The following is a 5,255-nucleotide window of genomic DNA, read 5'->3' as shown; positions in this document are numbered from 1 at the left end:
CCGGGATGTCGACGATGCCGAGCTCGGCCAGCGCCCGCTGGGCGGCGGCGACCTGCGGAGCACCGCCGTCGACGACCACCAGGCCGGGCGCGTAGGCGAACTTGCGGGGTCGCCCGGTCTCGGGGTCGACGAGCATCGGGCCCGCCCCAGCATCCTGCTGAGCCCCGGCCGCCTCGATGCTCGTCGCCTGCTCGTCGAGGAGCCGGCGGAAGCGGCGGGTGATCACCTCGTGCATGGCGCGGACGTCGTCGGAGCCGTCCTGACCGCGGATCACGAAGCGGCGGTACTCGCTCTTGCGCGCGAGCCCGTCCTCGAAGACCACCATCGAGGCGACGATCTCGGAGCCCTGCAGGTGGGAGATGTCGTAGCACTCGATGCGCAGCGGCACCTCGTCGAGCCCCAACGCGTCCTGGATCTCCTCCAGTGCCCGGTTGCGGGTGGTGAGGTCGCTGGCCCGCTTGGTCTTGTGGAGCGCCAACGCCTGGGCGGCGTTCCGGGCGACGGTCTCCTGGAGCGTGCGCTTGTCGCCGCGCTGCGGCACCCGGATCGCGACCTTCGAGCCGCGCAGGTCGCCGAGCAGCTGCTCGTACGTCGCCACGTCGGCCGGCAGCGCGGGCACCAGGATCTCGCGTGGGATCTCCTCGGAGCCCGCGCCGGCGTAGAGCTGGAGCAGGAAGTCGTCGACGAGCTCGGCGGTGCCTCCCTCGTCGACGCGGTCGGCCACCCAACCCCGTTGGCCACGGATGCGCCCGCCGCGCACGTAGAAGATCTGGACGGCGACCTCGAGCGGGTCCTCGGCCAGCGCGATCACGTCGGCGTCGGTGCCGTCACCGAGCACCACGGCCTGCTTCTCCAGCGCCTTGTTGAGCGCGCCGAGGTCGTCACGGAGCCGGGCGGCCTTCTCGAAGTCGAGGGCGTCGGAGGCGGCGTACATCTCCCGCTCGATGCGCTTGACGAACGCCGTGGTCTGGCCGGCCATGAAGTCGCAGAAGTCGTCGACGATCGCCCGGTGCTCCTCGGCGCTGACGTTGCCGACGCACGGCGCGGCGCACTTGTCGATGTAGCCGAGCAGGCACGGGCGGCCGATCTGGCTCGACCGCTTGAACACACCGTTGCTGCACGAACGCATCGGGAAGACGCGCAGCAGCAGGTCGACGGTCTCGCGGATCGCCCAGGCATGGCTGTAGGGGCCGAAGTAGCGGGTGCCCTTGCGCTTGGCGCCCCGCCCCACCATCACCCGGGGGAACTCCTCGCCGACGGTGACCGCCAGCCACGGGTAGGACTTGTCGTCGCGGTACTTGACGTTGAACCGCGGGTCGAACTCCTTGATCCAGGAGTACTCCAGCTGCAGGGCCTCGACCTCGGTCGTCACCACGGTCCACTCGACGCTCGCGGCCGTGGTGACCATGGTGGCGGTGCGCGGGTGCAGGTTGCCGATGTCCTGGAAGTACGACGAGAGGCGGGCCCGCAGGTTCTTCGCCTTGCCGACGTAGACGACCCGCCCGCGGGCGTCGCGGAACCGGTAGACGCCGGGCTGGGTCGGGATCGACCCGGGCGCGGGACGGTAGGACAGCGGGCCTCGGCTGGATCGGGACGGTCGAGCAGGAGGCACGGACCAACCCTACGTTCCGGCGGGGACAGTCCCCTCGCCGCGGGCGTCGTACGCGCCCTCGCCGAGCCGGAGAAGCTGCTCGGTGCCGATCAGCGTCGCCACGATGACCACCGACGCCACCGCCGGTGTGGGCTGCTCGGGCCGGGCCGCCAGGTCGAGGACCGCGAGCCCTCCGACCCCGACCCCGCAGGCCACGAGCCGCACCAGCCGCTCGCCGAGACCCCGGCGGTAGAGGACCTGCCAGCTCGCACCGACGAGCACGGCCGCGCAGACCGCCGTCGGGAGGTCCGTGTCGGAGATGCCGAGCAGCAGCAGCGCCGGAAGCAGCCAGACCAGCCGCTGGGCGCCGCTGGCCGACTCCGTGAGAGCGGGTGGTCGCACCCGCTCATGATCGCGCAGCCGTCCCGGCGGGACGAATCGCGGCGGCCGCCCCGAGCCGGGTCGGGCTCGTGTCAGGCGGTGGTGATCTCGCCGCCCTGGACGGTCACCGCGACCTCGGGCAGCGGCTTGGTCGCGGGGCCGTTGACCACCGACCCGTCCTCGACCGAGAACTTGCTGCCGTGGCAGGTGCAGTTGATGGTGCCGTCCTGGACCGCGGTCACCGGGCAGCCCGCGTGGGTGCAGATCGAGGAGAAGGCCTTGAACTCGCCCTTCGTCGGCTGGGTGACCACGATCTTCTGGTCGGCGAGGATCGTGCCGCCTCCGACCGGGACGTCGGCCGCAGCGCCGAGCTTCTCCCCCGGCGTGCTCGACGGCGCACCGCCCGAGGACTCGCCGCCGGAGCCGGCGCCGCACGCGGCCAGGAGGGGTACGCCGACCCCCAGCGCGGCGGCCCCGGTCAGCGTCTGTCGGCGCGAGATCCCCATGGTGACGGTCGTCCTCTCGGTGGCGGTGCTTGAACGTTCACCCTACAAACGGCGGATCGGGCTTCGAGGTTCAGGCGGTTGAGAGTCCGCTGAGAATCTCGCGCCGTCAGCCGGCCTTGCGGGCGGTCGCCTTCTTCGCCGGGCTCTTCTTCGCGGCCGTCTTCTTCGCGGCCGTCTTCTTGGCGGCCGCCTTCTTCGCCGGGGCCTTCGTGGAGGTGGCCTGGGTGGCCGCCGCCTTCTTCGCCATCGGCTGCGCGGCCGCACGGCCCTCGAGGAGCGGCGCCAGGAACCGGCCCGTGTAGCTGTCGGGGTTGGCCGCCACCGTCTCGGGAGTGCCCTCGGCGACCACCGTGCCGCCGCGGGAGCCACCCTCGGGACCCATGTCGACCAACCAGTCGGCGGTCTTGATGACGTCGAGGTTGTGCTCGATGACCAGCACGGTGTTGCCCTGGTCGACCAGGCGGCCCAGCACGAGGAGCAGCTTGCGGATGTCCTCGAAGTGCAGGCCGGTCGTCGGCTCGTCGAGCACGTAGACGGTGCGCCCGGTGGACCGCTTCTGCAGCTCGGAGGACAGCTTGACGCGCTGCGCCTCGCCGCCGGAGAGCGTCGTCGCCGGCTGCCCGAGGCGGACATAGCCCAGACCGACCTCGACCAGCGTCTTCATGTGCCGAGCGATCGCGGGGACGGCCGCGAAGAACTCCGCGGCCTCCTCGATCGGCATGTCGAGGACCTCGGCGATCGTCTTGCCCTTGTAGTGGACCTCGAGCGTCTCGCGGTTGTAGCGCGCCCCGTGGCAGACCTCGCACGGCACGTAGACGTCGGGGAGGAAGTTCATCTCGATCTTGATCGTGCCGTCGCCCGCGCACGCCTCGCAGCGTCCGCCCTTGACGTTGAACGAGAACCGGCCCTGGAGGTAGCCGCGCATCTTCGCCTCGGGGGTCGAGGCGAAGAGCTTGCGGATGTGGTCGAAGACGCCGGTGTACGTCGCCGGGTTGGAGCGCGGGGTGCGGCCGATCGGCGACTGGTCGACGTGGATCACCTTGTCGACGTGCTCGAGGCCGGTGTAGAGGATGTCGTTGACCAGCGTCGACTTGCCGGAGCCGGAGACGCCGGTGACCGCGACGAACAGCCCGAGCGGGAACGACACGTCGACGTTGCGCAGGTTGTGCTCGCGCGCGCCGTGCACGGTCAGCTCGCGGCCCTTGGTCCGCGGCCGGCGTACGGCGGGCACCGGGATCTCGCGGCGGCCGGAGAGGTACTGGCCGGTCATCGAGTCGGGGTGGGCCAGCAGATCCTTCACGCTGCCGCTGTGGACGACCTGGCCGCCGTGCTCGCCGGCACCCGGCCCGATGTCGACGACCCAGTCGGCGACGCGGATCGTGTCCTCGTCGTGCTCGACCACGATCAGGGTGTTGCCGAGGTCCTTGAGCCGCACGAGCGTCTCGATCAGGCGGTGGTTGTCGCGCTGGTGGAGGCCGATCGACGGCTCGTCGAGCACATAGAGAACGCCGACCAGTCCAGCGCCGATCTGGGTCGCCAGCCGGATGCGCTGGGCCTCGCCGCCCGACAACGACCCGGACGGCCGATCGAGGGAGAGGTAGTCGAGCCCGACGTCGAGCAGGAAGTTGAGCCGCTCCTGGATCTCCTTGAGCACCCGCTCGCCGATCTGACGCTCGCGCGCGGTCAGGTCGAGGTTGCGCAGGTAGTCGGCGGTCTCGTTGATCGGCATCGCGCAGACCTCGGCGATGTTCTTGCCGCCGTCCTGGAGCGAGCCGCCGAGGGTCACCGACATCGAGACCGGCTTGAGCCGGCTGCCGGCGCAGGTCGGGCAGGGCACCTCGCGCATGAAGCCCTCGAAGCGCTCACGGCTGGTGTCGGACTCGGCCTCGCGGTGCCGACGCTCGACGTAGGGCCGCACGCCTTCGAACTCGGCGTAGTAGGCGCGCTGGCGGCCGTAGCGGTTGCGGGTGACCACGTGCACCTTGGTCGAGTGGCCCTCGAGGATCGAGCGCTGCGCCTTGGCGGAGAGGTCCTCCCACGGCGTGTTGAGGTCGAAGCCGAGCTCGTCGCCGAGCGCGCCCATGAGCCGCAGGAAGTAGTCGGCGACGTGCGCCTGGCTCCACGGCTGGATGGCGCCCTCGCCGAGGGTCGCCTGGGGGTTGGGGACGACGAGCTCGGGGTCGACCTCCATGCGGGTGCCGAGACCGTGGCAGGCCGGGCACGCGCCGAAGGGTGAGTTGAACGAGAACGACCGCGGCTCCAGCTCGTCGGTGTCGATGGGGTGCTCGTTCGGGCAGGCCATCTTCTCGCTGAACCGCAGCTCGCGGTGGGGGTCCAAGGCATCGAGGTCGACGAAGTCGAACAGCACCAGCCCACCGGCCAGCTGCAGCGCGGTCTCGACCGAGTCGGTGAGCCGCCGCTTGGAGGACTCCTTGACCGCGAGCCGGTCGACGACGACCTCGATCGTGTGCTTCTTCTGCTTGTCGAGCTTGGGGGGCTCGTCGAGGGCGTGGGTCTCGCCGTTGACCCGGGCGCGCGAGAAGCCTTGGGTCTGGAGCTGCTTGAAGAGCTCGACGTACTCGCCCTTGCGGCCGCGGATCACCGGCGCCAGGACCTGGAACCTCCGGCCCTCCTCGAGGGTGAGGATGCGGTCGACGATCTGCTGGGGGGTCTGGCGCTCGATGGGCGCGCCGCAGGTCGGGCAGTGCGGGCGGCCCGCGCGTGCGTAGAGCAGGCGCAGGTAGTCGTAGACCTCGGTGATGGTGCCGACGGTCGAG

The 5,255-nt window shown here is 70.9% G+C and carries 4 protein-coding genes; all 4 read right to left on the bottom strand.

What is annotated here, in order from left to right:
* Positions 1-1,612 (bottom strand): excinuclease ABC subunit UvrC (uvrC, locus tag Q0L15_RS18145; protein WP_296605856.1); only part of this gene is annotated, 1,612 nt, incomplete at its 3' end.
* Positions 1,613-1,621: 9 nt separating this feature from the next.
* On the bottom strand, positions 1,622-1,993 hold the full coding sequence (locus Q0L15_RS18140) for a hypothetical protein (protein ID WP_296605855.1): 372 nt from the start codon (positions 1,991-1,993) through the stop codon (positions 1,622-1,624).
* Positions 1,994-2,064: 71 nt separating this feature from the next.
* A complete protein-coding gene (locus tag Q0L15_RS18135) occupies positions 2,065-2,478 on the bottom strand; it encodes a Rieske (2Fe-2S) protein (RefSeq protein WP_296605854.1) in 414 nt (137 codons plus the stop codon).
* 106 nt (positions 2,479-2,584) lie between these two features.
* A partial coding sequence (gene uvrA, locus Q0L15_RS18130) for an excinuclease ABC subunit UvrA (RefSeq protein WP_296605853.1) occupies positions 2,585-5,255 on the bottom strand: 2,671 nt, incomplete at its 5' end.

It is taken from the genome of Nocardioides sp., from assembly GCF_024509035.1.
In the GTDB taxonomy this organism is placed as follows: domain Bacteria; phylum Actinomycetota; class Actinomycetes; order Propionibacteriales; family Nocardioidaceae; genus Nocardioides.
The sequence above is the reverse complement of the archived record's forward strand: the minus strand, read 5'-3'. Positions and strand labels throughout refer to the sequence as shown.